We start from the raw sequence: 26,354 nt of genomic DNA, 5'->3' as shown, positions 1-26,354 counted from the left end.
GGCGTTGACTTTTGGCACGCTGTTGAGTTCTCAAGGAACGGTCGCTTCCTTTGTACTCACCCTCTCGGGCTTTCCTCCGGGCGCTTCCCTTCGGTGTTCCAAACTCTATCAGTGTTTTTCCGGCCCCCTGACCACCGTTCTGCAGGCATGCAGAAGATGATCCGAAGTGGGAATCTGATCAGCTTGGTCGCTGCCAGACTGTGCGCGAAGACGCGTCGTTCAGCCCTGAGCAGGAGTACGACTGTACACGCGGCCGCGGAGCGCATGCAAATCCCTTTGGGGTATGGTCTAGACCACTTCGGAGTGCCCGCACGGAACGGGCACTTCAGGTGACATACGCTGCTGAACAGTGTGCCGTCCGGTACCTACAGGGACGGCCATACCGATCTCCACCCCTGGGAGGCTTCCCATGACCACCGTGACGTCCCCGCTCGCCGGACGCGCCATCGGACTGGCTGCCGTGCCGGATCCCGTCTTCTCCGGGGCCATGGTCGGCCCGGGCACCGCGATCGACCCCGTGCGTGAGCCCTCCGAGGCGATCTCCCCCGTGGACGGCGTCATCGTCTCCCTGCATCCGCACGCCTTCGTCGTCGTCGACGAGAGCGGCCACGGTGTGCTCACCCACCTCGGCATCGACACCGTGCAGCTCAATGGGCAGGGTTTCGAGCTCCTCGTGAACAAGGGCGACACGGTCCGGCGTGGTCAGGCCGTCGTGCGCTGGGACCCGGCCGCCGTCGAGGCCGCCGGCAAGTCCCCCATCTGTCCGGTCGTCGCCCTGGAGGCCACGGCCGAGGCGCTCTCCGATCTTCGCGAGGACGGCGATGTGAAGGCCGGCGACAGTCTCTTCCTCTGGAACTGACGTCAGCAGGGCCGTCCCGGGACGGCGGGTACGACAACCAACGCGGGGGCGGGAAGCCGCCGCACTAGCGGAGACGGGTGAGATGGAGACAACGCTGCGAGGCGTCGGTGTCAGCCACGGAGTGGCGATCGGCGAGGTTCGGCACATGGGAACGGCGGTGCTGGAGCCGCCCGCGAAGCAGATCCCGGCCGACGAGGCGGAGCGCGAACAGGGGCGCGCCCGCAAGGCCGTGGAGGCGGTGGCGGCCGACCTGATGGCGCGGGGCAATCTGGCCGGGGGCGAGGCCCAGGCCGTGCTCGAGGCGCAGGCGATGATGGCGCAGGACCCCGAGCTGATGGCCGATGTGGAGCGGCGGATCGCCGTGGGCAGCACGGCCGAGCGCGGGGTGTACGACGCGTTCGCCTCGTACCGCGAGCTGCTGGCCGGTGCCGGTGAGTACCTCGCCGGTCGTGTGGCCGACCTGGACGACGTGCGGAACCGTATCGTCGCGCGGCTGCTCGGCGTGCCGATGCCGGGTGTGCCGGACAGCGACGAGCCCTATGTCCTGGTGGCCCGTGACCTGGCGCCCGCAGACACCGCGCTGCTCGACCCGACGCTGGTGCTGGGCTTCGTCACCGAGGAGGGCGGTCCCACCAGTCACAGCGCGATCCTGGCCCGGGCGCTCGGTGTGCCCGCCGTGGTGGCGCTGCCCGGTGCCGGTGAGCTGGCCGAGGGCACGATGATCGCGGTGGACGGCAGCACCGGCGAGGTCTTCGTCAACCCGAGCGAGGACAAGAAGGCACAGCTCGAGGCGGCCGCCGCCGAGCGGAAGGCGGCGCTGGCGGCGTCGACGGGTCCCGGTGCCACCGCGGACGGCCACAAGGTGCCGCTGCTGGCCAACGTCGGTGGTCCTTCGGACGTCGAGGCCGCGGTCGAGGCCGGGGCCGAGGGTGTCGGTCTGTTCCGCACCGAGTTCCTCTTCCTGGACGACAGCAAGCAGGCGCCGACCGAGGAGAAGCAGGTCGCCGCGTACCGGCAGGTGCTGGAGGCGTTCCCCGAGGGGCGTGTCGTGGTGCGCGTGCTGGACGCGGGTGCGGACAAGCCGCTGGACTTCCTGACGCCGTCGGACGAGCCGAACCCGGCCCTCGGGGTGCGGGGTCTGCGGACGCTGCTCGATCACCCGGAGGTGCTGCGGACGCAGCTGACCGCGCTCGCCCGGGCGGCGGAAGGGCTGCCGGTATACCTCGAGGTCATGGCTCCGATGGTGGCGGACCGTGCGGACGCCAGGGCGTTCGCGCAGGCGTGCCGGGAAGCCGGTCTGCGGGCGAAGTTCGGTGCGATGGTCGAGATTCCGTCGGCGGCGCTGCGCGCCCGTTCGATCCTGCAGGAGGTCGAGTTCCTGTCGCTGGGGACGAACGACCTGGCGCAGTACACCTTCGCCGCCGACCGTCAGGTCGGTGCGGTCTCGCGTCTGCAGGACCCGTGGCAGCCCGCGTTGCTCGACCTGGTGGCACTGTCGGCCGAGGCGGCCAAGGCCGAGGGCAAGAGCTGCGGGGTGTGCGGTGAGGCGGCTTCGGATCCGCTGCTCGCCTGCGTGCTGACCGGGCTGGGCGTCACCTCCCTCTCGATGGGCGCGGCGTCGATCCCGTACGTGCGGGCGACGCTGGCGAAGTACACGCTGGCCCAGTGCGAGCGGGCGGCCGCCGCGGCCCGGGCGACGGACAGCGCGGAGGACGCGCGCAGCGCGGCTCAGGCGGTGCTGTCCGGCGAGTAGGCCGGGGCCGGTCCGCCGGACCGGCCGGGAGGGGCGCTCCGCCGAGGCGGGGCGCCCCTTTTGCGTGCCGGTGGATGGCCGGAGGGTTCAGTGCCGGTGTTCGTGGGTGGGTTCGTCGTCGCCGCCGAGATCGGGCGGGGCGCAGTAGTCGACGTTGGATTCCGGCGCGATGAGGTCCCCGGACTCCATGTCGGTGCAGTAGGCGTCGAAGACCTCGCCGGCGGTGAGGGGGCGCAGGCCGTGGTCGCGCAGGCGCCAGCCGTAGACGCGGTCGGGCTTGTGCGGTGCGGTGGTGCGCAGGACGAGGCCGCCGGGGCTCTCGGTGGCCAGGCCGAGGGCCAGGACGGTGGTGAATTCGAGCGCTTCGGTCTCGTCCAGTGCGAGGGAGCCGCCGTCCTGGGTGGCGTGCAGGGCCGCGACGAGGGTTTCGGGCGGTCCCGTGACGCTGCAGACCAGGTGGCGGTCGCCGTCGGGGGCCGTGTCGAGGATACGGGCCAGCAGGTCCGAGGCGCGGGTGAAGGCGGCGCGTCCGATGTCCTCGCCGCAGGCCGTGCAGGCGCCGAGGCGGGCGAGGAGGGTCGTGGCGTACTCCCAGGTGGCCTGCCGGATTCCCTCGTCGACGAGGGAGGCGAGCAGGTCGGCCAGTGGCTGGCCCTCGTACGGGAGGGTGGGGCCGGTGACGGCGAGCCGGGCCGTGAAGCGGGTGCGGCTCGACGGGTGGTCGGGGTCCAGGCCCTGGCGCGTGCAGAACTCGGCGTATTCCTCGGGGTCGAAGAGGGCGACGGTGGTGTGGCCGCCCTGCCGGGCGCGGGACCTGAGCAGGCTTTCGACCTGTTTGAGGTAGGCCGCGTGGTCGTCGAAGGTGAAGGTGCGGTAGCGCCGCATGGCGCGGAAGTCGTGTTCGTCGGTCAGCAGGCCGATGGTGCCGGCGATCTCGCGGCGCAGGACGCGTCGCATGGTTCGGATGTCGGTGTGCGCCATGGTTCCCCCTGTTGCATGTCGATCAATGCTCACTCACAGTAACCGGCGGCACTGACAGTGAGCGGCGGATGCCCCGGTCGGTGGGTGACCGGGGCATCCGCGGGGGCGGGGGCTGCGTGCGGGTTCAGGCGCGCTTGCGGGCGATGTCCTCGTAGAAGCCGAGGAGGTCGAGGTTGTCGATGGAGCCCGGGTTGACGGCCTTCTCCAGCGGGGTGCCCTGGAGGAGGCGCTTGACGGGGACCTCGATGCGTTTGCCGGTGAGGGTGTGCGGGACGCCCGGCACCTCGATGATCTCGTCGGGGACGTGGCGTGGGGACAGTTGCTCGCGGATGGTCTGCTTGATGCGGTTCAGCAGGGCCTCGTCGAGGACTGCTCCGGGAGCCAGGTGGACGAACAAGGGCATCCAGTAGCCGCCGTCGGGCTGCTCGATGCCGATGACGAGGGATTCCCTGATCTCGGGGAGGCGTTCCACGGCTTCGTAGATGTCGGCGGAGCCCATGCGGACGCCCTGGCGGTTCAGCGTGGAGTCGGAGCGGCCGTGGATGACGACGGAGCCGCGTGAGGTGACGGTGATCCAGTCGCCGTGGCGCCACACGCCGGGGTAGGTGTCGAAGTAGCTGTCGTGGTAGCGGCTGCCGTCGGGGTCGTTCCAGAAGTGGATCGGCATGGACGGCATGGGGTTGGTGACCACCAGCTCGCCGACCTCGTCGGTGAGGGGGTTGCCGCTGGGGTCCCAGGACTGCAGGTCGGTGCCGAGGCAGGGGGCCTGGAGCTCGCCGACGTGCACCGGGAGGGTGGGGACGGCTCCGGCGAAGCAGGAGCAGACGTCGGTGCCGCCGCTGACGGAGGCGATCCACAGGTCGGCCCGGACCTCGTCGTGGAGCCAGCGGAAGCCGTCGGGGGGCAGGGGCGAGCCGGTGGTGGCGACGCACTGGACGGTGGAGAGGTCGAAGTCGCGTGCGGGGTGGACGCCGGCCTTGCGGCAGGCCATGACGTAGGCGGCCGAGGTGCCGTACAGGGTGGCGCCGGTGCGTTCGGCGATGCGCCACTGGGCGCCGGTGTCCGGGTAGCCGGGGCTGCCGTCGTACAGGACGATCGTGGTGCCGGTGAGCAGGCCGGAGACGAGGAAGTTCCACATCATCCAGCCGGTCGAGGTGTACCAGAAGAAGCGGTCCTCGGGGCCGAGGTCGCAGTGCAGGCCGAGTTGCTTGAGGTGCTCGACGAGGATGCCGCCCTGGGACTGGACGATGGCCTTGGGCAGGCCGGTGGTGCCGGAGGAGTAGAGCACCCACAGGGGGTGGTCGAAGGGGACCTGCTCGAAGACGGGGTCCGTGTCGGCGGAGGTGAGGGCGGACCAGTCGAGGGCGCCCTCGGGAGCCTCGGTGCCCAGGAGCGGGATGTGGACGACGGCCCGGAGGGTGGGCAGTTCGCCGCGCAGTTCGGCGACGGTCTCGCGCCGGTCGTGTTCCTTGCCGCCGTAGCGGTAGCCGTCGACGGTGAACAGGACGACGGGTTCGACCTGCTGGAAGCGGTCGAGGACGCTGCGGGCGCCGAAGTCGGGCGCGCAGGAGGTCCACACGCCGCCGACGGCCGCCGTGGCCAGCAGGGCGACCACGGCCTGCGGGATGTTGGGGAGGTAGCCGCTGACGCGGTCCCCCGGGCGCACGCCGAGGGCGCGCAGCTCGGCGGCGAGGGAGCCGACCTGGCGTCGCAGCTCCGCCCAGGTCACGGGGCGCGGTTCGTGGGTCTCGTCGACGTGCAGCAGGGCCGGTTCGTCCGCGCGGGTGCCGGCGGCGCGCAGGGCGTGTTCGGCGTAGTTGAGGGTGGCCCCGGGGAACCACTGGGCGCCGGGCATCGTGCGGTCGCCCAGCACGCGCGCGTAGGGCGTCGAGAAGCGGACGTCGAACCACTCCGTGACGGCTTTCCAGAAGGTGTCCAGTTCGTCCACGGACCAGCGCTGCAGGGCCGCGTAGCCGCCGTCGGCGGGGGCTCCGTGGTGTTCGGCGGCCCAGGTCTGGAACCTGGTGATCCGTGCCCGGGCGATGCGCTCGGGGTCGGGCTGCCAGAGCGGCTGGGGACTTGCGGTCGACATGGTCGGCTCCCGGACTGTGCGCGTCGTGTGCGTCCTCCGCGCACGGGCTGGGGTGTGCGCGTGAGCGGCTGGCACGGACAATGCCATGTGATCGACTTCGACACCAGGGTGCGCCCCACATAGTCCGTGTCGTGAAGATGTGGTCTTGGCACGGGTGAACGGCAGTTGAACGACACGCCCGTGCGGGGCCGTCAGTGGCAGGGTGAGCAGCATGAACGGTCGTGACCTGGTGCGTTCGGTGAGAGCGGTGGCTTCGGTGGGGGCGGCGCAGGGTGTGCGTACCGTACGGGCAGCGTGGCGCAGGCGGCGCGTCGATGCCACCGGGCTGCCGCCGCGGGGGGCGGAGCGGGCCCGGGTGCCCGGGACCGTGCGGGACGTGGAGCCGGGTCCCGGGGGCGGTGTCGTCCGGTTCGCCCGGTCGGAGCTGCGGGTCCTGGTGGCGGTCAACGGGGCCGTCTTCCTCGGCTGGGACGGGGCGGGGCCGGAGCCGTCGTACGCGTTGGCCGGGCGGTGCCCGCAGCCGGATCCGCGGGCGGTGCTGGAGCCGGACACCGACGGCGGCTGGCGAGTGGTGGCGGAGCGGGTGACGGTCGTGGTCTCGCGGCACGGGGCGGTGGAGGTGCAGACGCCCGGTGGCGTGCTGCTGCGGCGTGATCTGCCGCCGCGCTGGTGGGAACCGGTCGGCGGTGGTCCCGCGCGGTGGGCGCAGCGGTCGGAGGTGACCGCCGACGCCCGGTTCTTCGGGCTCGGCGGGCGCGCCTCGGGTCCTCGGCTCCCGGACGGGAGGTACCGGTTGTGGAACACCGATCCGGGCCGGCCGTTCACGCCGGCCGACGATCCGCTGTACCTGACGATGCCGGTGCAGCTGGTCGTGGCCGACGGCGGGTCGCATCTGGTGTTCCACGACAACTCGTGGGACGGCACGGTCACCCTGCGGGAGGGCGAGGAGGGCGCGGGGTCCGGGCACGACCGGGCCGGGGCGAGTGAGCTGCGCGTGCAGGGCGGTCCGTTGCGCTGCTGGGTCATGGTGGGCACCCCCGCGCGCGTGCTGCTCGCCTGGGCGGCGCTCACGGGGGCGCCCGCGCTGCCGCCGGCGTGGGCACTGGGCCATCATCACGCGGGGCGGGGGTTCGGCAGCGAGGAGGAGGTGCGGCGGGTCGTCGCGGGCTATCTGGAGCGCGGGCTGCCGCTGGACGCCGTGCACCTGGACAACGATCACCTGGACGCCCACCAGGTGTTCACCGTCGACCCGGACCGCTTCCCGAAGCTGCCGGTGCTGGCCGAGGAACTGCGCCGGGACGGCGTCCGGCTGGTGTCGATCGTCGATCCGGCCGTGCGGGCGCAGCCCGGCGACGCCGTGTACGACGCGGGCGCGGCCGGGGACGTGTTCGTACGGGACGCGGCCGGTGCGGTGGTGGAGGGTGTGGCGTGGGCCGGGGAGGCGGTGTTCCCGGACTTCACGCACGCGCGCGTGCGTGCGTGGTGGGGCGCCCTGTACGAGGAACGGCTCGCCCAGGGGTTCTCGGGCTTCTGGCACGGCATGAACGAGCCGACCTCGTTCACCGCCTTCGGGGAGAGCACCCTGCCGCGGTCGGCGCGGCACTCCCTGGAGGGGCGCGGCGGCGACCACCGCGAGGCGCACAACGTGTACGCCCTGTGCATGGCCAGGGCCGGTTTCGAGGCGCTGCTGGGGCTGGCACCCGACGAGCGGCCGTTCCTGTTCTCCCGGTCCGGGTGGGCGGGGATGCAGCGCTACGGCGGGGCGTGGTCGGGGGACGTGGCCACCGGCTGGCCCGGACTGCGCGCTTCCCTGGCGCTGGTGCTGGGGCTGGGGCTGTGCGGTGTGCCGTACTCGGGCCCGGACATCGGCGGATCCGACGGGGAGCCGTCGCCCGAGCTGTATCTGCGATGGTTCCAGCTGAGTGCCTTCCTGCCGCTGTTCCGCACCCGCGCGAGTGCGCGGGCGGGGCGGCGGGAGCCGTGGGAGTTCGGTCCCGAGGTGCTGGAGCACGCGCGCGGGGCGCTGCTGGAACGACGCCGGCTGCTGCCGTACTTCGTGACGCTGGCGCATCTGGCCCGGCGGACCGGGGCGCCCTATGTGCGGCCTCTGTGGTGGGGCGCGCCGGAGGAGCGGGTCCTGCGGGACTGCGGCGACGCCTTCCTGCTGGGCGACTGTCTGCTAGTGGCTCCGGTGCTGGAGCCGGGTACGGACCGACGCGCCGTGCAGCTGCCGCGCGGGCGCTGGTACGACGTGGTGACCGAGGAGGCGTACGACGGGCCGGGGCGGGTGCTCGTCGACGCGCCGCTGTCCCGGATCCCGGTCCTGGCGCGCGCGGGTGCCGTGCTGCCGGTGCGCGGGGAGGCCGGGGGGCTGGAACTGGAGGTGTGGGCGCCCGCGAGGGGACGCACCGGCGGCGGGCTGGTCGTGCCGGACGGGGGCGACGGGTGGGACGAGCCGGAGATCCAGCGCTGCACCACGCGGTGGGTGGGCCCGCGGGTGGTCGTCGAGTGGCAGGGCGGGGAGGGCGGGGGTGAGCCGCCCTTCCCCGTGCGGGTGCGCGGGGCCGGGGACCGGCGAGGTCAGTAGCGGCCCTCGAACCAGGCGCGTACCGCCAGCGTGTGCAGCGGGAAGGCCAGTTCCTGCGGCCTGCGCAGGAGGTGCCAGCCCTCCGTCTCGTCCGTGGCGGTGGAGACCGGCAGTCCCTCCGCCGGGCGTTCGGGGAGGAGACCGAACAGCAGCAGGTGCCCGTCGGGTGAGCTCATGGCGTCGGCGAGCCGTACGTCACGGCCGGCTGCGTCGATGCCGGTCTCCTCCTTGAGCTCGCGGACGACGGCGTGCCGCCAGTCCTCCCGGTGGTCGACGAACCCGCCGGGCAGGGCGATGCCCCCGCGCGCGGGGGCGACGGTCCGGGTGATGACGACCAGAGCGGTGCCCTGGGTGTCGTACACGGGCTGGAGGGCCACTGCCACGGGGAGCGGATTGCGGTAGGCGACGGCCCCGCACGCCGGGCAGGTGCGGGGCCAGCCGGAGACGCCCTCTCCGTAGGGCGTGCCGCAGCTCGAACAGTGGGAGTCCGGCGCGGAGTTGGGAACGGAGTGATGAGTTTCGGACACGCGGCGGACTGTAGCCGATCACGGGGAGGGCGTTGCGGGCGGGCGGCTCAACGGGGGCCGGAGAGCGACCTCCTGGACACGGGGAAGTCGAAGTAGGTGTCGGGGTACGGCTCGGGCTTGAAGGTGTAGTGCCACCACTCCTCTGCCAGGTTCACGAAGCCGAGGCCTTCCAGGGTGGACTTCAGCAGCAGCCGGTTGGCGCGTTGGGCGCCCTGGATCCGCGGGTCGAGGGTGTGCGAGAGGGTGTCGAAGCAGTCGAAGCCGGTGCCCATGTCGACCGAGTTGTCGGGGAACCGCTCGCGCTGGGGTGCGAAACACGGGACGAGGGGTTCGCCGGGGTGGTAGGGCCGGGTCGGCTGCGCGGGCAGGCGGACGAGGGTGACGTCGAGGGTCGATCCGCGGCTGTGGCCGGACTTCTCCGCGATGTAGCCGTCGGCGAACAGCCGGGTCTTGTCGACGTTCGGGTAGAACTCGCCCTTCATGGCCTCGTCGTCGAGGTCCTCGGCCCAGCGGACGAAGTGGTCGACCGCGCGCTGCGGCCGGTAGCAGTCGTAGACCTTCAGGGTGTAGCCCTGACGCAGGAGCTTGCGCTGGGCCTGGTGGAGGGCCTCGGCGGCGGGCCGGGTGAGGATGCACAGGGGCCGGCGGTAGCCGTCGATGGGTTCGCCCACGAAGTTGTGCGCGGTGACGTAGCGCATCTCCTGGAGGATGGTCGGATCCACGCTGCGGAGGGCGACGAAGTCCTTCGGCGCCCGGGGTGCGGGCCGGGCCTGGGCGGGGGCGGTGGCGGCGGTGGCCGTCAGCAGCGCCGCGACGGCGGTGATCAGGGCGCGCGCCACGGTGGTGAGTCGTGTCATGGCCCTTGCGTCTACCAGGGGTCGGCGGGCGGTGGGAAGGACGAGCCCGGAAACGGCCGGCCGCGGGCGCCGAACCCGCTTTCGTGCCGCCCTGCCTCCTGCGGTTGAGAAACCTCCTGGTCAGGTGGATCCTGGACCTGAGCAAGCGACGAGTCGGTGGGGCAGGGAGTCGCCAGCGGCGACGCTCGGCCGTGGCCGGATACCGCAGAGCCGCCGGTCCAGCCAGGGCCGTGCGGACCCCGACACCCGCGATCAGCGCGACCTGCGAACAGACCTGAACAACGACCCGACCGGGCACCGCCCAGGCCGACGACCGGCCGCTCGGCCCGGCAGGCGCCCGGTGGCCGTCGGTCGGCCGTCACCGTTGCGGTCGGCGACCTTGACGCCCTTCGGGTGCCGGTGAACACTTCCGGTGTCAGTCGACATCGGCGTCCACAGGCGGCGCAATCCGGCACGGCGGCGTGTGGTGCGCCAGCGCCAAGGCCCCTTCCCCCACGGGCGGTTCGGCTGCGACGGCACGCTCGTCACGGATGCCGGGCGGGGCGCGGGACCCCCTGCCTCCGGCGGAAGTAGTCATGGGAAACGCACCCTGCACGTGAGGCCCGGGGCGTCCGTCCCGGGTCACGGCCTAGGAGCCGCCATGAGTAACGGAGACATCTTCTTCGGCGAGTTGATCGGTACGGCGATCCTCATCCTGTTCGGCGCCGGCGTGTGCGCCGCCGTCACCCTCAGGTTCTCGAAGGCCCGGGCATCCGGGTGGATCGTGATCGCGTTCGGCTGGGGTTTCGCCGTGCTGGCCGGCGCGTACACCGCCGCCCCGCTCTCCGGCGGACACCTGAATCCCGCCGTCACCCTGGGCCTCGCCGTGGACACCGGGGTGTGGGACAAGGTCTGGATCTACATCCTGGGACAGATGGCCGGGGCCATGCTCGGAGCCGTCCTGGCCTACCTGGTGTACTTCGCGCAGTTCCAGGCGAACACGCGCAAGGGCGGCACCACCGAGGGAACGGTCGACGAACCCGTCCCGACGCTCGGCATCTTCTCCACGATCCCCGAGATCCGTAACCCGGTGGCCAACCTGATCACCGAGATCCTCGCGACGATCGCCCTGGTACTGCCGCTGCTCGCCCTGGTGGGCAGCAACCGGCACGTCGAGGGCATCGGCATCGGACAGATCGTCGGCCAGTCCGAGGGCATCTACGGGTCCGGCATCGCGATCATGCTGGTCGCCTTCCTGGTCGTCGGCATCGGCCTCTCCCTGGGTGGTCCCACCGGCTACGCCATCAACCCGGCGCGCGACCTGGGCCCCCGCATCATCCACACCATCCTGCCGATCCCGAACAAGGGCACGTCCGACTGGGGCTACTCGTGGATCCCGGTCGTCGGCCCGCTGATCGGCGGACTGCTGGGTGGCGTCATCTACAACGCAGCCTTCTGAACCAGCCCGAGAGGTAGCCATGACGGACAACGCCGCGAAGTACGTCGCCGCCATCGACCAGGGCACCACGTCGAGCCGCTGCATCGTCTTCGACGAGGCAGGCGCCATCGTCGCCGTGGACCAGCGCGAGCACCGGCAGATCTTCCCCAAACCGGGCTGGGTGGAGCACGACGCCACCGAGATCTGGTCCAAGACGCAGGCGGTCGTGGCCGGGGCGCTGGCCAAGGCCGGGCTGCGGGCCGAGCAGTTGAGCGCCATGGGCATCACCAACCAGCGCGAGACGACACTGCTGTGGGACCGCACCACGGGAAAGCCGGTGCACAACGCCATCGTCTGGCAGGACACCCGGACGGCGGCGCTGTGCCGGCAGCTGGGCGGCTCCGACGGGCAGGACCGTTTCCGCGAGCAGACGGGACTGCCGCTGGCGACCTACTTCTCCGGGCCCAAGGCGGCCTGGCTGCTGGAGAACGTGCCCGACCTGCGGGCACGGGCCGAACGCGGGGAGATCGCCTTCGGGACGATGGACTCGTGGCTGATCTGGAACCTCACCGGCGGCACGGACGGCGGGCAGCACGTCACCGACGTGACCAACGCCGGCCGCACCATGCTGATGAACCTGGAGACCCTGCAGTGGGACTCCTCGATCCTCTCGGCGATGAACATCCCGGAGGCCATGCTGCCGGAGATCCGCTCCTCCGCCGAGGTGTACGGGACCGCCGTCGGCCAGCTGTCCGGCGTGCCGGTGGCCTCCGCCCTCGGCGACCAGCAGGCCGCGGTCTTCGGCCAGGCCTGCTACGACGTGGGCACGGCGAAGAACACCTACGGCACGGGCAGCTTCCTGCTGCTGAACACGGGCAACCGCCCGGTGCCGTCGAAGAGCGGCCTGCTGACGACCATGGGGTACAAGATCGGCAACGAGGCGCCGGTGTACTGCCTGGAGGGGTCGATCGCCATCACGGGCGCGCTGGTGCAGTGGTTCCGCGACCAGCTCGGCATCATCCGCACCGCCGACGAGATCGAGCCCCTCGCGGCCAGTGTGGAGGACAACGGCGGGGCGTACATCGTTCCGGCGTTCTCCGGGCTGTTCGCGCCGTACTGGCGTTCCGACGCGCGGGGCGTCGTCACCGGGCTGACCCGGTACGTCACCAAGGCGCACTTGGCGCGGGCGGTGCTGGAGGCCACGAGCTGGCAGACGCGCGAGGTCGTGGACGCCATGTACCAGGACTCCGGGGTGCAGATCACCACCCTGAAGGTCGACGGCGGCATGACGAAGAACAACCTGCTGATGCAGCACCAGGCGGACGTGCTGGACGTGCCGGTGGTGCGGCCCAAGGTCTCCGAGACGACCTGCCTGGGCGCCGCGTACGCGGCCGGTCTGGCCACGGGCGTGTGGAACGACCTGGACGAGCTGAAGGCGCACTGGCAGAAGGACGTCGAGTGGACGCCGTCGATGGAGGCGTCCGTGCGGGACCGCGAGTACCACAACTGGCGCAAGGCCGTGGAGAAGAGCTTCGGCTGGGAGGAGAGTGAGGACGACTAGCCACGCGCGCGTGGCCTGGCCGTCCGCCCCTGTGAGCGGTCCGGCCCGGGCGGGTCTCCCGGGCCGGACCGTCAGGTGGTGACCGCGCGGCGGTGCTCGGCGGCCTGGGCCATGGCGTGCTGGACGACGCCGACGAGCGTCTCCTTGACCGACTCCCGGTCGCGGGCGTCGCACATCAGGAGCGGTACGTCGTCGTCGAGGTCGAGGGCCCGGCGGACGTCCTCGACCGGGTAGCGAGGGGCGCCCTGGAAACAGTTGACGCCGACGACGAACGGGATCGAGCGCCGTTCGAAGTAGTCGACCGCGGCGAAGCAGTCCTCCAGGCGGCGGGTGTCGGCCAGGACGACGGCGCCCAGGGCGCCCTCGGACAGCTCGTCCCACATGAACCAGAACCGCTCCTGGCCGGGCGTGCCGAAGAGGTACAGCACGAGGTCCTCGCGGAGGGTGATGCGGCCGAAGTCCATGGCCACGGTCGTGGTGTGCTTGTCCTCCACGCCGCTGACGTCGTCCACGGGACGCCCGGCCTCGGTGAGCAGTTCCTCGGTGCGCAGCGGTCGGATCTCGCTCACCGCGCCGACGAGCGTGGTCTTGCCCACGCCGAATCCGCCGGCCACCAGGATCTTGAGCGTGACGGGCTCGACCGGCGGCTTGCCGCGCTCAGAACGCCCGAAGATCATCGGTCTTCTCTCCAGCTCGATGGGGGGTCGGACGGCGGTCCTGACGGCCGCCGTCCGCGGTGTCGACGGCGGTCTGCGGCCGCCGCGTGCTCACAGGGCCCGCAGGCCGCTGATCACGTCGCGCAGGATGCTCTCGTCCGGCAGCTCGGCCGGGGGCACGGGCCGGTTCACGTGGACGAACTCCGCGTCCACGAGGTCTCCGACGAGGACCCGTACGACCCCGATCGGCAGGTCGAGTTCCGCGGCGAGTTCGGCGACCGACTGGGGGTCCTCACGGCACAGTTCGACGATGTCCACATGCTCCGGGGAGAGCATGTGGTCGGCTTCCGGGTCGTCCGCCTGCGGTTCCGCGACCACGACCGCGATCAGGTCCAGCCGGTGCTGGCCCTGGCTGCTGGTGCGGCCGCGGGTCATGGCGTAGGGGCGGACGACCGGACCGGCCTCGTCGTCGAACCAGTGGTTTCTTCCCTGACCGTCAGCGCTCATGTCATCCCACTACCCGCCTGCGGGCAGATCGGTGCGTGGGGCGGCGCCCAGATGCACGCCCACACGCTTGACGAGGAGCGTCATCTCGTAGGCGACCTGGCCGACGTCCGAGTCGGCGTCCGAGAGGACGGCCAGGCAGCTGCCGTCGCCGGCGGCGGTCACGAAGAGGAAGGCGTCGTCGAGTTCGACGACGGTCTGGCGGACGTTGCCGGCTTCGAAGTGACGGCCCACGCCCTTGGCGAGGCTGTGGAACCCGGAGGCGACGGCCGCCAGGTGCTCGCTGTCCTCCCGGGTCAGGTCCTTGGAGACCCCGGTCGGCAGTCCGTCGCCGGAGAGGACGAGTGCCTTGCGGATGCTCGCGACACGGTCCACCAGGTCGTCGAGGAGCCAGTTCAGCTCGCCCTTGTCGGTCGCGGTGTGGCCGGTCGGCTTCGGTGCGGTCATCGACCGTCCCCCTCTGTCGTTCCTTGTGGTGCTGTGCCGCCGTCGGCGGCGTCGCCCGCGGCGTTCTCCTGACGGCCGCGCTGCCAGCCGCGCTGGAGCGAGGCCATACGGCTGCGTACTTCTTCGGCGTCCCGCTCGGCGGGCCCGGCTCCGTCCTCCGCGCGGGGCTCGGCGCTCCGCTTGAGCTGCGGGGCGAGGCTGGCCTGCCGGACCCGGCGGGGCAGCGGCGTGGCGCCCGGGACGTCACCGGTGCCGTGCACGCCGCTCGTGCCGTGGGTGTCACCGGCGCCGTCGGCGGCGGGGCCGGTGGGCCCGGCGGTGTTCGGACGGCGGGTGCGGCGGGGCGGGGCGGACGGATCGGGGCGGTCGCCGGGGGGCGGGGCCGGTGCCGCGGCGGGTTCCTCGCCCCGGGCCGCCGCGCCGATGCCCCGGCGTGCGGAGTCCGCGCCCCGGCGGCGGGCCGGCAGGGGCGGCGGTGTGTCGGGCTGCGCCTCGCCGCGCGGGGCGTCGGTGCGGCGCCGCGCGGGCAGGGCCGTCGCGGGTTCGGGACGGCCGGTGGCGCGGGTGCCGCCGGCCGGCTCGTCGCCGCGGCGCCGGCCCGGGAGCGTGGAGGCGGACCCGGTGTCGGGCCGGGCCGCCGCGGTGTCGTTCCGGCTCGCACCGGGGTCGTCGTCGGTCCGGGGGCGCCGGGAGCGCTGGTCGGTGACCGGACGACCGTGGGAGCTGACCAGCTTGGGGGTGTGCCGGCGGGCCAGCGGGACGGGGGCGGTCAGTTCGCCGTCGGTGCGCTCCCGCGCCGCCCGGGTGTCGGCGCCCTGCTGGTGCAGGTCGGCAGCCCCGTCGGCGAGGTCGTCCTCGGCCCGGACGAGGGAATGGCGGCGGGGCCGGAACAGGCCCCCCTGTTCGCCGTCCTCGTCGTCCAGGGCGCCGGGGAAGCCGTCGAGGCCGACGGGCGCCTCCAGCTCGATCGGCCCGTCCAGCAGGGAGGCGGGCAGACCCGGCCGTTGCACGGACGCCGGGGAGAGTGCCCCGCGCCGCGACTCCTGCGGCTCGCTCTCCGGGGCGATCCGGGGGCGGTCGAGCCGGAACCCGAGGCCGTTGGTGTCGGGCACGTCGTCCGTCAGCAGCGCGTCGGGGATGAACACGACGGCGGTCGTACCGCCGTACGGCGAGGGCTGCAGCGAGACGCGGACGTTCTGCCGCTGGGCGAGGCGGCTGACCACGAACAGGCCGAGCCGGTCGGTGTCGGACAGTTCGAACTCGGGTGTCTCGGCGAGCCGGAGGTTGGCGTCCAGGAGCGCCTCGGCGGCCATGCCGAGGCCGCGGTCGTGGATCTCCAGGGTGAAACCGTTGGCGACGCGCTCACCGACCACCTGCACGGCGGTGTGCGGCGGGGAGAACACCGTGGCGTTCTCCAGGAGTTCCGCCACCAGGTGCGTCAGGTCGGCGACGGCCGGGCCGGTGACGGCGATCCGGGGCAGTCGGCGCACCTCGATGCGCTCGTAGTCCTCGACCTCGGCGACGGCGGCCCGCACGACGTCCATGAGCTGGACGGGTTTGCGCCACTGGCGGGAGGGCGCGGCGCCGGAGAGGATCACCAGGCCCTCGGCGTGCCGCCGCATGCGGGTCGTCAGGTGGTCCAGGCGGAACAGGTCGGCGAGTTCCTCGGTGTCCTCGGTGCGGCGCTCCATCGCGTCGAGCAGGGTGAGCTGCTTGTGCAGCAGGACCTGGCTGCGGCGGGCGAGGTTGACGAACACCTCGGAGACTCCGGCGCGCAGTTCGGCCTGCTTGACGGCGGCCTCGACGGCGGCGCGCTGCAGGGTGTTGAGGGCCTGGCCGACCTCGCCCATCTCGTTCTTGTCGTACTCCAGGCGCGGCACTTCGGTCTCGACGTCGACCTGTTCACCCGCCGAGAGGCGGCGCATCACGCTGGGCAGGCGCACCCCGGACGCCTCGTGCGCCTCCAGCCGGAGCTGGCGCAGATCGCGGATGAGGGAGCGGCCGACGCGGACCGACAGGAACAGGGAGACCAGCAGGGCGATCAGGCCGAGGGCGCCCGCGATGACGGCCTTGGCGATGACGCCCACGGCCACGGGGTGCACGCGGTCCTGGTAGCGGTCGTTGGCCTGGTCGTTGAGGGTGGCGAGCTCGTCCAGCACGTTGCCGGCCGCGCTGTCCCAGCTCTTGGCGGTGACACCGCGGGGCGTTCCGGCACCCGGTTCGAGAGCGGCTTCCTCCGCGACGCGCAGCGGGGCGGAGGAAGCGTTTTTCCAGAAGCGGTCGTAGCGGTCGCGTTCGGCGACGGGCAGCAGCTGGAGGTTGACGTCGTACATCAGGGCGCGCTGGGCGACGAGGTCGGAGACGTCGCGGCTTTCCGCGCGGGAGATCCGGCCGACGACGAGGGCGGAGCCGAGCAGGGCGTCCTCGCGGGAGAGCAGTTCGCGGGCGCGGGCGAGGTTGACCAGGGCGCGGTACTGCTTGTCGAGTTCGATGTTGTCGACGACGTGCAGGTTGGTCAGCAGGATGTAGCAGGGGTCGACCAGCCGGTTGTAGAGGTCGAGGGCGTGCGAGCGGTCGACCGTGCCGTCCTCGACGCTGCGGCGCAGCGAATCGATGCCCTCGAAGGCGTCCAGCACCGCGGTCAGCCGCTCGCGGGTGTCCGCGCCCATCGCGTCGCGCACGTCCGGGTCGCGGGCGTTGTCGCGGATGCCGGCGACGGCCTCGTCGGTGGCCGTGCGGCTGCGCCGCAGTGCGGCGAGCCCGTCGGAGGCGCGGGGGTCGGCGAGGTGGACCAGGGTCTGGCGGCGTTCTTCCTGCAGGACGCGGACGGTGTCCTCGATCGGGTACCCGATCTCCTCCACCACGGTCGACACCTGGAACAGGTCGCTCGCCTCACGCCCCGTGAGGATCGTGGCGAAGGCCCAGATCGCGGTCAGGGACACCAGCGGCACGAGAAGCAGCGCCACGATCTTCCGGCGGATGGACTTCCCGCGAAAGCGCATGGCCTCCCCCAGCTCGGCCCCCGGGGCTACCGGGGGTACACGTGTGCGTCAACAAACGGCGCGAGCCTACTACCGCTGCGGGGGGAACTCGAAGACCCGCCCGGAGGCCGGAGTTCCCCACCGCGTGCGCAGCATGGGGAGTTGTCCGGCCATTGCGGGAGTTGTCTCCCCGGAACCGGCGGCGACGGTCCTGGCCATCCACCCACTCGGCCAAGGTGGTTGGCCGGATTTTTTCGGTTCCGGGAATCTTCGTGACGGGTCGTTCGTCCTTCTCTACGTGAATTGGGGGCGGAATCGGCCACTGGAGCCGCATCCCGCACCCGGGCGGCGTAATACAGCGCAAGCCGGGCAGCCACTGGGGAGTACGTGTCTTCGGATGCGGGTGAGAGGTCTGCCGGCGGTGGGGAGTGACACGGTGATGGGCACGGCGGAACGGCGCGGGGCGCCCGAGGTCGCAGGGGCGCAGGTGACGGGGCATCCGGCCCCCGGGCTGATCGATCGCGACGATCCGGTCACGGCTGCCAGGACGACGGCGCCCGGCACCGGCGCCCGTGCCGGGGAACGGGCCGCGGACGTACGCGGGCAGTCCTCCTACCGGCCGCTGTGGGTCGAGGAGCCGGCGCGGCGGCGCAGGTTGCCGGATCCGGTCCGCACGGCGGCCGTCCGGGCGGTGCTGCTCATAGCCGTGACGCTGCTTCAGGCCATGGTGGCGTTCCTGTGCACGATGGCCGGCTCCTGGCTTGCGTTCCCCATGGTGATCAGCAGCGTGGTCAGCACGATCGTGACCACGTGGGGAGCGCTCGACGTGTGGGTGACGCGTCAGGTCTGGAACCAGCGCCACGGCGTGATCTCCGTACCGAGCAGCACGGCACGGGCGCTGCGGCGGGAGCGGCGCCGGGCCCGGCGCCAGGCGCGCGTCGCCGAGCGGGCCCAGGGGCGGATACGCCGACGCGGTGCGGCGGCCGGTCAGTTGTCGCATTCGTGAACTGACGGGCCGTCCACGGCCGGCTGCCGCCGGTGTCCCACGCCGGGGGCCGTGCTTCGACCGCGCGACCGGCGGGGCCGGTCGCGCGGGTCCGGCCCGGCTAGGACGACGTGGGCGCCGGCCGCTTGTACATCCGGGTCGCGGTGATCTCGCTGCGGACCGCCTCACCCGCCTGGGGCTGCTGCGGCAGGCCCGGACGGAGGTGCTCCTCGACGCTGATGTACTTCAGGCCCGCCCTCAGGTCGGCGTCGTTACGCATCCGGATGACCAGCGGGAACTCGGCCAGCGCGGTCGTGTCGAACAGACCCGTGGTGTACAGCAGCTGCACGCCCAGGGCGTCCGACACCGCCCGCTGGAGCTCCAGCAGGTAGGTGGCGTTGGCGCGGCCGATGGGGTTGTCGAGGAACAGCGTGCCCGCGTGCCGGTGCTTGTCGCGGCCGCGGTCGTTCGAACGCAGCGCGGCCATCGTGCAGTACAGGGCGATGGCGGCGGTCAGCAGCTGGCCGCCGGAGAAGACGTCGCCCATCTGCCCGACGGGGACGCGCTCGGCGCGCAGCACCGCGTCGGGCTTGAGGATCTCGACGGCGACGCCCTTGGGCTGCAGGGCCGCGGCGACACCGCGCAGCAGCAGCGACATGCCGTCGCGCCGCAGATCGGAGTTCTTCCTGACGGCGGCACGAGTGGCCTCGTCGATGACCTCGCCGAGCCGTTCGGTGAGCGTGGCCTGGTCGGGCTCCTCGAAACGGATGCGGAGGAACTCCTGGCCCGACCACTCCCCGAGCCCTTCCGGCAGCCGGGAGAGCCGCTGGGCCGAGCGCAGGGTGGCCAGCGCCGACTCGACCAGTCCGCGCAACCGGTCCACGATCGACTCGCGGTTGCGCTCCAGCTGCTCCAGCTCGTCGGTGAGGACCCGCAGCCGGGGTGCGAAGGCGTCCGCCCACTTCTGGGCGTGCTCGGGCAGCGCGGAGGCGGGCAGTTCGCGGATCTGCTGGCGGGCCGGGGTGCGGACCTGCTCGTAGCGCGTGGAGTTGGCGTGCCGGACCAGGACGTCACTGGCCTCGCGGACCGCGGTCTCGGCGGCCGACAGGTCGGCGGCGCAACCGCGCAGCGAGCGGCGGGCCTCGGCGGCGGAATGCCGGGCCTCGTCGAGGCTGCCCGGGTACGGCTCCGTCTCCTCCTGCTCCTCCTCGGTGCCGTGCTCGCGCAGCAGGTCGCGGAGCATGGCGGCGATCTCGTCGAAGCCGCTCGCCGCGTCCTCGGCGGCGCGGTGGGCTCCGAGGAGCTCGGCGTGGGCGTCGCGGGCCTGGTCCAGCGCCTCGTTCCGGGTGGCGAGTTCGGCCGTCGCCGTGCGCAGCAGGGTCTGCGCGTGCTCGGCGTCGCGCGGCTGGAGTTCCTCCGGCAGGTCGGTGTGGGTGTCGCCGTCCTGCGGGGCGAGGCGTTCGGCCTCTCCGCGCAGCCGGCCGAGCTGCTCGCTCGCGGTGGACATCCGGGTCTCCAGGAGCTGCACCAGCTCCTCGGCACGGGCGGCGGCGGCCTGGCGGCTGGGGCCGTCGGAGCCGTCGGGTGATTCGAGGAGCTGCTCCGCGCGGGTGCGGACCTTGTTGCTGAGCCGGTCGAGCTCGGCGCGGGCGGCACTCTCGTCGCTCTCGGCGCGGGCCTGCTCGGCCCGCAGGTCGGCCCCGACACCGACCTTCTCGTACACCTGGGAGGCGGCCCGGTAGGCCTCGCGCAGCGCGGGCAGGGACGCCTTCGGGGCGTGCGTGCCGTCCTCGGGCACGTCGTCCGGAGCGCCGGCGATCTCGGCGCGCTCGGCGCGCAGGGCGCGTGCGGTGCGGCGGGCGTCGTCGGCGGCGCGCTGGGCGCCGCGCCGGTCCTCGTCGGCGGCCCTCGCCCGGTCCAGGCAGGTCTGTGCGCCGGCCTCCGACTCGGCGGCCTCATCGGCCAGTTCCCGCAGTTTCACCTGCCAGCCGGCGCGCTCGCGGAGCCGGAAGGCGAGACCGGCCAGGGCGTCGGCGGAGCGGCGGGCCTTCTGGGCGGCCTCCTGGCGTTCGTCGCGGACCCGCGCGGCCTCCGCGGCGGCCTCGTCGGCCTCGGCCCGCACCGTGCGCGCCTCGGCCAGCTCGGCCTCCGACTCCTCGGCGAACGCGCGGGCGTCATGTGCCGCGCGGGCCAGTTCGGCGAGGCGGCCGGCCGGGCAGCCGGTGCGCCAGGAGGCGAGCCGGGCGGCGAGCTCGCGGTCCTTGCCGAGCCGGGCGGCGAGCGTGCGGATCTCCTCGTCGCGCTCGGCCGCGCGGGCGCGCAGCGTCTGCCGTTCCTCGTCGGCGGCGTGCTCGTCGTGCATGGCGGGGTTCGGCGGGACGAGGAACACGCCGCCGTCGTCGGTGTCCGCGGCGGGCGTCGGGGCGAGCAGGGCGGCGGCCGTGCCGACCGCCACGGCGGACCTCGGCAGGAGCGCCGCGTCGCCCAGGGCCTCCCGGGCGCGGGCGTGGGAGCCGGGGTCGGTGATGATCACGCCGTCGACGAGTTCGGGGCGGGCGGCCAGGACGCGGGCGTGGTCCGCCGGGTCGACGGCCTGGGCGAGGTAGCGCCAGCCCGGCAGCGCGGGGATGCCGTGTTCGCCGAGGAACTCGACGGTGGCGAGCACGTCGGGGCCGGGCGGCAGCAGCCCGCCGTCACCGAGGGCGCCGAGGATGCGGGCGTCGTCGGCGGCGGCCGTCCGCAGGTCGAACAGCTGCCGCTCGGCGGAGGAGACGGCGTCGTCGAGCAGCTCGCGCAGGTCCTCGGCCGAGCGGTCGAGTTCCTCGGCGGTGAGGCCCTGCTCGCCCTGCGGGGTGGCGGGGGCGGGCTCGTGGCCGGCGCCGTGGCGGGGCTGCGGGATGCCCGGGCGGGCCTCGGGGGTCAGGCCGAGCAGTGCGGCGAGCCGCTGCTCCCCGGCCAGCGCCTCGGCGGTGCGGCGCTCGGCGTCGTAGGAGCGCTCCGCCGCGGTGGCCGCGTCGGCCGCGCGGGCCGCGGTCAGTTCCGCGCGGGACTCGGTGGCGGCGGCCTCGCGGGCGTGTTCGGCGGCGCGGCGGGCGGCCTCGCGGGCGGAGTCCCAGGCGGCGACGGTGGTCTTCTCCGCGTCGCTGGCGGCGAGGGCCGCCCGGGCCGGGTCGGCGTCGGGCGCGCTGTCGTCGAGCCAGCCGGCCCGGACCGCTTCCGCGGTCTCCTGCTCGACCTCGGCGAGGCGCTGCTTGAGGTGCCCGATCTCGCTGCGGGCCCGCTGGGCCTGGGTGGCGGCGGCGGTGGAGTCGCGGTAGGCCGCGTCGCTGACCTCCTGGAGGGCCGCGGAGCGTTCCTCCTCCTCGTTGGCGAGGCTCTCGGCGCTCTCCGCGGCGGCGTGCAGGGCCCGTACGAGGTCGACGGCCGCCTTGGCGCGGGCGGCCAGCGCGGGGGCGGCGTCCCGCTCGGCCTCCTGGATCGCGGCGGACACGCGGGCGACGCGGTCGGAGGCCGCGCGGTGGCGCAGGACGGCTTCGGCGGCCTGCCACGCCGCGTACAGGGTGCGGGCGTCGGCGAGCTCGCGTTTCTGCGCGGCGGCGGACTTCTCAGCGGCGGCGAGCGCCAGGGAGGCGTGCCGGTAGGCCAGTTCGGCGGAGATCAGGGCGCTGCGTTCGCGGGCGGACTCGACGTGCGTGACGGCGTACGCGGCGGCCGTGACGCGCTGGGCCAGGTCGGCGGCCCGGGCCCGTTCCCGTACGCCCCGGGCGGACAGGCGGCGGGCCAGGGTGCGCGTGCGGCGTTCGGCCCCGGCGTGGACGTCACGGGCGCGGGCGCGGGCGTCGGCGGCCTCGACGATCCGCCCGAGCAGGTCGACCGACCCGGCGGTGAAGTCCCGTTCGGCCATCAGCTCGGAGCGCCGGCCCAGCTTGTTGCCGAAGCCGCTGACCAGGTCGGCGAGGCCGTCGGTGTCGCGGGTGTCGGTGACGGCGCGCAGCAGCAGGTCGGTGAAGTCGGCGTCCTTCTTCACCGCGAAGAGGCCGGCGGCCTCGCCCTCATCGGCGTTCATCTCCCGCTGGTAGCGGAACAGTTCGGGGTCGAGGCCGAGGTCTCCCAGGTGCTCGATCCAGCGGTCGTGGATCTCCTCCCAGTGCACCTCCAGGTGCGGGTAGGTCTTGCCGGCCTCGGTGAGGGCGTCGCGGAACCCCTTCATCGTGCGGCGCCGTCCGCGGGCGCCCGACTGGCCCTCGGCGGGGGCCCGTACGGCGGTGGACTCGGCGACGGGCAGGTTGTCCAGGCTCAGACCCGGCCCGGGCCGGAAGGAGTACCAGGCCTCGGCGAACTTGCGCGGGTCGTTCGAGACCTGGCGTCCGCGCCACTCGCTGACCTTGCCGACGACGACGCACTCGCCGGTCAGCACGTGCTGCCACTCCAGCGCGACGTGACCGCAGTCGTCGGCGAGGAGGAACTTGCGCAGCACGCCGGAGCTGGCGCCGCCCAGGGTGTTGCGGTGGCCCGGCAGCATCACGGAGAAGATCAGCTTGAGCAGCACCGACTTGCCGCCGCCGTTCTCCAGGAACAGCACGCCCGCGGGGGCGGGGCGGCGGGGCGGTCCGACGGGCTCCTCCTCGAAGAACTCCGCCTGCGTGGGCGCGGGGTCGGGCACGATGTCGCCCACGCCCCGCAGGTCGAGCACGGTGTCGGCGTACCGTGCGCCGGCGGGCCCGATGGAGTAGAGGCGGACCCGGGACAGCTCGTACATGGCGGACTCTCGTAAGTCTTCGTGAGTGGGGGGGTGGGGGTCGGTCAGGAGGAGTGGAAGGGCAGTCCGGCGTCGGCGACCAGCTCCAGGTCGTCGCCCTCCTCGGGGGGCAGCAGCGTCGGGGTGCCGTCGGTGACGGGGACGATGCCCAGCTCCAGCAGTTCGGCGAGGGCTGCGCTGCCGGCCAGGTCGCGGACCTGGAGCTGGTAGCGGGCGGTGGTGCGGTAGGTGCCGCCGTTGTCGTCGCCGGTGCGCTGGAGGAAGCCCGAGTCGGTGAGGAACGCGACGGCCTTGGCGACGATGCCGGTGGTGGATCCGGCGAGCCGGCGGGCGTCCTTGGTGGCGCCGGTGGCGCTGCGCCGCACCCAGATCCGCCAGGCGGCCTCCAGGCCGGGCGCGTCGGTGACCGGGTCGGTGTTCTCGCCCTGCTCGGCGGCGCGTTCCTCCAGCCGGTGGCAGGCCTGGCGGACGAAGGCGTCGACGCCGTTGACGGTGACGCGGCCGATGTAGCCGTCGTCGGCGAGGTCCTCGGGGCGCGGGAACGCCATGGCGGCGACGGCGAGATGGGCCAGTCCGTGCAGGAACCGGTCGCCGCCGTCGGCGGAGGTGCGACGCGCGTAGTCGCCCATACGGACGGCGAACACCGAGTCCTCGGCGGCGGTCACGGCCATGCCGGCGCGCGGGGAGACCTCCAGGACGATCAGGCCGAGCCCGGTCGCCACGGCGTCGGCGAGCCGCGCGAACGGCGGGTCCTCGCGGTAACGCCGCAGCAGGTCCGCGTACTCCTGGTCGCGGGCGGGCTGGAGCTTGGGCTGCAGTCCGAAGGACACGAGCCGCGCCGCGTCGGCGGCGTCGGCGGGGGTGACGGCGGCGGTGGCCGCGAGGGCCGGGCCGTCCGGCGCACTCCACTCGACGTGCTCGCTCACGGCGTGAACTCCTTGACCTTGTAGACGGGAGGGCGGGCCGCGCTCTCAGGGGCGCGGGGAATCGCGTGACCGGCCACGACGGCGCCGCGGCCGGTCACCGGGGGAGGCATCACGCGGCCTCCGTCCGGTCCGCCGCCATCCCCGCCGCGTCAAGCAGGGCGGTGCCGACGATCAGGTCCGCGCCGCCGAACTCCTCGTCCTGCAGCTCGGTGCCGTCGTCCACGGCGAACAGCAGCTTCTGCTCGCCCTGGCGGTAGGCGGTGCCGACCGGCGGGCTGGCCGCGTGCACGGCCAGCAGCGCGACCAGATAGGGCAGGTCGGGGTCCTGGCGGCGGGCCTCGGACAGCAGGCCCGAGAGCCGGCGCGGCGCGTCGGCCGGCAGGTCGAGCAGCTCCTGCGCCGCCGCCATCTGCTCCTCGCTGAACCGGCTGTCGTCCGGGGTGGCGATGAGGTCCGGCTCCGGCATCTCGGCACCGAGGTGCTCCCGCTCGACGGGCGGCGTGAGCAGTATGTCGACCAGGTCGGTGACCCGGACGGACACGGGCGTGCGCAGCCCGGTGCCCCGGCCGAAGAAGGCGTCCGTGACCCGCACGGCTTGCTCCACCGGCAGCGGCAGGACGGGCACGACGAGGTGCCCGTAGAGGTCCGTGCCGGAGGCGGCCGTGGGCGTGGCGAAGGCCTGCCGGTCCTGCTCGGCACGGAACAGGGGCCCGGCCTCCAGCAGCCGGGACTGCAGCTGGGTGTGGCGCCGGATGCAGTCCTTGACGATGTCGACGAGCTCGGCGGCGCGGCGCTTGTTCTCCGGGTCCTCGGACTCGTCCCGCGCCTTGCGGATGTTGGTGAGGATCGCGTTCTCGTGCCGGTAGCGGTCGGCGACGTGCTCCAGGGCCTCGGCGATCATGTCGGGCACGGCGGTGAGCCAGTCGACCGCGCGGACGTTGCGCCGGGTGGCCTCCAGGGCGCGGCGCAGGGTCTCGGAGTACTGCACGGTGCGGTAGCGGGCCTGTTCTGCGGCGAGCTGGGCGTCGGCGAGCCGGCCGCGGCTGATCAGCACCTCCAGCTTGACCTCGGCGGCGATCTGCGCGCTGGTGACGTCCGTGTCGAGGGCGCCGACGAGGACGTTGACCGCCTCGTCCGTCGTCCGGAGGTAGACCGTGCCGCCCGGGCCGGGGACCTCCTCGATGAGCTTGAAGTCGTAGTCGCGCCGCACGTATGTGCCGTCCGCGCCGAACGTGCCGTACACGGCGCGGAATCCGCGGTCGACGCTGCCGACGTTGATCAGGTTCTCCAGGACCCAGCGGGCCACCCGCTCGTGCTCGGCGGCGGGGCGCCGCGGGGCCTGTGCGGCGATGCGCGGGACGAGACGGGCGACGATCTGGTCGTGGTCGGCGCCCGTGTCGAAGTCCATGTTCAGGGTGACGAGGTCGATGGCCGCGAGGGCCACTTCCGCCATGCCGTACACCGAGTACTCGCCCGCGAGGTTGGCCTTGCGCGCGTCCAGGTCGTGCAGGGGCGCGGTGCAGGCGAGCGCGCGCAGGCGCCGCGCCAGGCCCTCGTCGGCGGCCGGCCCCGGAGCGGGACGCGGCCCCGCGCTGAGCTGGGGCGGAACGCTGTCCGTCGATGCAGGCGAAGTCACGGTGCACAGACTAGGTCCTGTGTCTGACATCGGCCCAAACGACGCGGACGCCTCCCCGGCGGCCCGGCCGGCCGGGGCTCAGCCGTCGTTGCCGACGCGTCGCCGGTACACCTCGACCACCCGCCGGAGCGAGTCGTCGAGGTAGCCGGCGAGGAGACTCTCGGCCTTGCCGCGGTCGCCCTCCTGAAGGGCCTGCAGGATAGCGACATTTCGGGCGATGTACGGTTCGTGCAGGCGCTGCGGCTCGTCCACCACGTGGAAGGCCAGGCGCAGTTCGGCGAAGACGCTGCGCATCAGTTCGGCCGTGCGCTCGCTGCCCGAGAGGGCGACCAGTTCCCGGTGGAAGTGGATGTTCGCCGTGCCCACCCCTTTCCAGTCGCCCTCCCGAGCGGCGGCCTGCCCCTCCTCGACCGCGCCCGCGAGGCCGTCGAGAGGGTGGGGCGGGTCGCCGAGACCGCGCACGACCGCGCATTCGACGAGCCGGCGGGTGCGGTAGATGTCCTCGACGTCCTCCACGGTCAGAACCCGGACGAAGACCCCCCGGTTCAACTCGTGGACGAGCAGGCGCTCGTGCGTGAGCAGCCGGAACGCCTCGCGCAGCGTGTTGCGCGAGACACCGAGCGCGCCGCCGATGCTGTCCTCCGACAGCCGGGTGCCGGGCGGGAAGTACCCCTCGGCGATGCGGCTCCTGAGGATGTCCGAGACCCGCTCCGCAGTGCTGGTGCGCCCCAGGAGGGCCCGGTCGTCGGCGAGGTCCTTCAACTGCTCTGCCATGCCGGAATTCAATCGCACATCCCAGGAACAACCAACATGGGTATTGAGGGAT

The 26,354-nt window shown here is 73.1% G+C and carries 18 protein-coding genes; 6 read left to right on the top strand and 12 right to left on the bottom strand.

Annotation, left to right across the window (positions count from 1 at the left end):
• The first annotated feature begins 409 nt into the window (after positions 1 to 409).
• Both ACZ4M5_RS20535 and ptsP read left to right on the top strand, forming a co-directional pair.
• The gene (locus ACZ4M5_RS20535) at positions 410 to 859 is read left to right on the top strand and encodes a PTS sugar transporter subunit IIA (RefSeq protein ID WP_467738732.1); all 450 of its coding nucleotides are present in this window, start codon (positions 410 to 412) and stop codon (positions 857 to 859) included.
• Positions 860 to 941: 82 nt separating this feature from the next.
• Positions 942 to 2,612: a phosphoenolpyruvate--protein phosphotransferase gene (ptsP, locus tag ACZ4M5_RS20530; protein ID WP_467738730.1), complete on the top strand. Its 1,671-nt coding sequence runs from the start codon at positions 942 to 944 to the stop codon at positions 2,610 to 2,612.
• 87 nt (positions 2,613 to 2,699) lie between these two features.
• On the opposite strand, the gene ACZ4M5_RS20525 is transcribed toward ptsP, so the two are convergent.
• Positions 2,700 to 3,593 (bottom strand): hypothetical protein, encoded by an 894-nt coding sequence (locus ACZ4M5_RS20525; RefSeq protein WP_467738728.1) that lies wholly within the window; start codon positions 3,591 to 3,593, stop codon positions 2,700 to 2,702.
• 124 nt (positions 3,594 to 3,717) lie between these two features.
• A complete protein-coding gene (locus ACZ4M5_RS20520) occupies positions 3,718 to 5,685 on the bottom strand; it encodes an acetoacetate--CoA ligase (protein WP_467738726.1) in 1,968 nt (655 codons plus the stop codon).
• 211 nt (positions 5,686 to 5,896) lie between these two features.
• Between ACZ4M5_RS20520 and ACZ4M5_RS20515 the strand changes: the two genes are divergently transcribed.
• Positions 5,897 to 8,272, top strand: coding sequence for a glycoside hydrolase family 31 protein (locus ACZ4M5_RS20515; RefSeq protein WP_467738724.1), 2,376 nt, complete (start codon positions 5,897 to 5,899; stop codon positions 8,270 to 8,272).
• Here the strand turns inward: ACZ4M5_RS20515 and ACZ4M5_RS20510 are convergent.
• Both ACZ4M5_RS20510 and ACZ4M5_RS20505 read right to left on the bottom strand, forming a co-directional pair.
• Complete coding sequence (locus tag ACZ4M5_RS20510; protein ID WP_467738722.1) at positions 8,266 to 8,799, bottom strand: NUDIX domain-containing protein; 534 nt, start codon at positions 8,797 to 8,799, stop codon at positions 8,266 to 8,268. The genes ACZ4M5_RS20515 and ACZ4M5_RS20510 overlap by 7 nt on opposite strands.
• Positions 8,800 to 8,846: 47 nt before the next feature.
• Positions 8,847 to 9,656 (bottom strand): M15 family metallopeptidase, encoded by an 810-nt coding sequence (locus tag ACZ4M5_RS20505; protein ID WP_467738720.1) that lies wholly within the window; start codon positions 9,654 to 9,656, stop codon positions 8,847 to 8,849.
• Between the two features lie 640 nt (positions 9,657 to 10,296).
• On the opposite strand from ACZ4M5_RS20505, the gene ACZ4M5_RS20500 reads away from it, so the two are divergent.
• Positions 10,297 to 11,094 carry an MIP/aquaporin family protein gene (locus ACZ4M5_RS20500; protein WP_467738718.1) on the top strand — a complete coding sequence of 266 codons (798 nt, stop codon included), beginning with the start codon at positions 10,297 to 10,299 and terminating at the stop codon, positions 11,092 to 11,094.
• Between the two features lie 19 nt (positions 11,095 to 11,113).
• Positions 11,114 to 12,634, top strand: coding sequence for a glycerol kinase GlpK (gene glpK / locus ACZ4M5_RS20495; RefSeq protein ID WP_467738716.1), 1,521 nt, complete (start codon positions 11,114 to 11,116; stop codon positions 12,632 to 12,634).
• A gap of 71 nt (positions 12,635 to 12,705) precedes the next feature.
• Here the strand turns inward: glpK and ACZ4M5_RS20490 are convergent, their stop codons facing one another.
• The 4 genes from ACZ4M5_RS20490 to ACZ4M5_RS20475 form a co-directional block, all read right to left on the bottom strand.
• Positions 12,706 to 13,311 carry a GTP-binding protein gene (locus tag ACZ4M5_RS20490; RefSeq protein WP_467738714.1) on the bottom strand — a complete coding sequence of 202 codons (606 nt, stop codon included), beginning with the start codon at positions 13,309 to 13,311 and terminating at the stop codon, positions 12,706 to 12,708.
• 90 nt (positions 13,312 to 13,401) lie between these two features.
• Positions 13,402 to 13,797 carry a DUF742 domain-containing protein gene (locus ACZ4M5_RS20485; RefSeq protein ID WP_369198625.1) on the bottom strand — a complete coding sequence of 132 codons (396 nt, stop codon included), beginning with the start codon at positions 13,795 to 13,797 and terminating at the stop codon, positions 13,402 to 13,404.
• Positions 13,798 to 13,806: 9 nt separating this feature from the next.
• Positions 13,807 to 14,241 (bottom strand): roadblock/LC7 domain-containing protein, encoded by a 435-nt coding sequence (locus ACZ4M5_RS20480; RefSeq protein ID WP_369198626.1) that lies wholly within the window; start codon positions 14,239 to 14,241, stop codon positions 13,807 to 13,809.
• Positions 14,238 to 17,243, bottom strand: coding sequence for a nitrate- and nitrite sensing domain-containing protein (locus ACZ4M5_RS20475; RefSeq protein WP_467738711.1), 3,006 nt, complete (start codon positions 17,241 to 17,243; stop codon positions 14,238 to 14,240). The genes ACZ4M5_RS20480 and ACZ4M5_RS20475 overlap by 4 nt, the downstream gene beginning before the upstream one ends.
• Before the next feature lie 400 nt (positions 17,244 to 17,643).
• Here ACZ4M5_RS20475 and ACZ4M5_RS20470 point away from each other — a divergent pair, with 400 nt between their 5' ends.
• Entirely contained in the window at positions 17,644 to 18,228 is a 585-nt protein-coding gene (locus tag ACZ4M5_RS20470; RefSeq protein WP_467738709.1) for a hypothetical protein, read from the top strand.
• A 100-nt stretch (positions 18,229 to 18,328) separates the two neighbouring features.
• Here ACZ4M5_RS20470 and ACZ4M5_RS20465 read toward each other — a convergent pair whose 3' ends face one another.
• The 4 genes from ACZ4M5_RS20465 to ACZ4M5_RS20450 all read right to left on the bottom strand — a co-directional run bounded on the left by ACZ4M5_RS20465 (position 18,329) and on the right by ACZ4M5_RS20450 (position 26,302).
• Positions 18,329 to 22,966 carry a hypothetical protein gene (locus tag ACZ4M5_RS20465; RefSeq protein ID WP_467738707.1) on the bottom strand — a complete coding sequence of 1,546 codons (4,638 nt, stop codon included), beginning with the start codon at positions 22,964 to 22,966 and terminating at the stop codon, positions 18,329 to 18,331.
• Positions 22,967 to 23,010: 44 nt separating this feature from the next.
• Positions 23,011 to 23,892 carry a hypothetical protein gene (locus tag ACZ4M5_RS20460; RefSeq protein WP_467738705.1) on the bottom strand — a complete coding sequence of 294 codons (882 nt, stop codon included), beginning with the start codon at positions 23,890 to 23,892 and terminating at the stop codon, positions 23,011 to 23,013.
• 109 nt (positions 23,893 to 24,001) lie between these two features.
• On the bottom strand, positions 24,002 to 25,528 hold the full coding sequence (locus ACZ4M5_RS20455; protein ID WP_467738703.1) for a hypothetical protein: 1,527 nt from the start codon (positions 25,526 to 25,528) through the stop codon (positions 24,002 to 24,004).
• Between the two features lie 78 nt (positions 25,529 to 25,606).
• Complete coding sequence (locus tag ACZ4M5_RS20450; RefSeq protein ID WP_467738701.1) at positions 25,607 to 26,302, bottom strand: GntR family transcriptional regulator; 696 nt, start codon at positions 26,300 to 26,302, stop codon at positions 25,607 to 25,609.
• Positions 26,303 to 26,354: the final 52 nt, after the last annotated feature.

Source organism: Streptomyces sp. NPDC026246 (assembly GCF_055567995.1).
Note: the sequence above shows the minus strand (reverse complement) of the source record. Positions and strands in the feature narration are given on the sequence as shown.

Coding starts and splice junctions, on each gene's coding strand:
- ACZ4M5_RS20450 (WP_467738701.1), bottom strand. CDS start 26,302: ATGGCAGAGCAGTTGAAGGACCTCGCCGACGACCGGGCCCTCCTGGGG.
- ACZ4M5_RS20520 (WP_467738726.1), bottom strand. CDS start 5,685: ATGTCGACCGCAAGTCCCCAGCCGCTCTGGCAGCCCGACCCCGAGCGC.
- ACZ4M5_RS20490 (WP_467738714.1), bottom strand. CDS start 13,311: ATGATCTTCGGGCGTTCTGAGCGCGGCAAGCCGCCGGTCGAGCCCGTC.
- ACZ4M5_RS20475 (WP_467738711.1), bottom strand. CDS start 17,243: ATGCGCTTTCGCGGGAAGTCCATCCGCCGGAAGATCGTGGCGCTGCTT.
- ACZ4M5_RS20535 (WP_467738732.1), top strand. CDS start 410: ATGACCACCGTGACGTCCCCGCTCGCCGGACGCGCCATCGGACTGGCT.
- ACZ4M5_RS20525 (WP_467738728.1), bottom strand. CDS start 3,593: ATGGCGCACACCGACATCCGAACCATGCGACGCGTCCTGCGCCGCGAG.
- ACZ4M5_RS20500 (WP_467738718.1), top strand. CDS start 10,297: ATGAGTAACGGAGACATCTTCTTCGGCGAGTTGATCGGTACGGCGATC.
- ACZ4M5_RS20465 (WP_467738707.1), bottom strand. CDS start 22,966: ATGTACGAGCTGTCCCGGGTCCGCCTCTACTCCATCGGGCCCGCCGGC.
- ACZ4M5_RS20485 (WP_369198625.1), bottom strand. CDS start 13,797: ATGAGCGCTGACGGTCAGGGAAGAAACCACTGGTTCGACGACGAGGCC.
- ACZ4M5_RS20515 (WP_467738724.1), top strand. CDS start 5,897: ATGAACGGTCGTGACCTGGTGCGTTCGGTGAGAGCGGTGGCTTCGGTG.
- glpK (WP_467738716.1), top strand. CDS start 11,114: ATGACGGACAACGCCGCGAAGTACGTCGCCGCCATCGACCAGGGCACC.
- ptsP (WP_467738730.1), top strand. CDS start 942: ATGGAGACAACGCTGCGAGGCGTCGGTGTCAGCCACGGAGTGGCGATC.
- ACZ4M5_RS20480 (WP_369198626.1), bottom strand. CDS start 14,241: ATGACCGCACCGAAGCCGACCGGCCACACCGCGACCGACAAGGGCGAG.
- ACZ4M5_RS20505 (WP_467738720.1), bottom strand. CDS start 9,656: ATGACACGACTCACCACCGTGGCGCGCGCCCTGATCACCGCCGTCGCG.